Source organism: Pseudomonas sp. SIMBA_067 (genome assembly GCF_046534675.1).
GTDB lineage: Bacteria > Pseudomonadota > Gammaproteobacteria > Pseudomonadales > Pseudomonadaceae > Aquipseudomonas > Aquipseudomonas putida.
Genome location: NZ_JAWRYH010001238.1, coordinates 1 through 240, shown reverse-complemented (window position 1 = coordinate 240; position 240 = coordinate 1). Strand labels below are relative to the sequence as shown.

Annotated in this window: 1 protein-coding gene; it reads left to right on the top strand. The window is 52.5% G+C overall.

The window, feature by feature from the left end:
* A partial coding sequence (locus SB765_RS33245; RefSeq protein WP_410932982.1) for an isocitrate/isopropylmalate family dehydrogenase occupies positions 1-240 on the top strand: 240 nt, incomplete at both ends.

Sequence of the window (240 nt, the reverse complement as noted above, 5' to 3'; positions counted from 1 at the left end):
AAGGTCCGCTGACCACTCCTGTTGGTGGCGGTATTCGCTCTCTGAACGTTGCCCTGCGCCAGGAACTGGATCTCTACATCTGCCTGCGTCCGGTACGTTACTATCAGGGCACTCCAAGCCCGGTTAAACACCCTGAACTGACCGATATGGTTATCTTCCGTGAAAACTCGGAAGACATTTATGCGGGTATCGAATGGAAAGCAGACTCTGCCGACGCCGAGAAAGTGATTAAATTCCTGC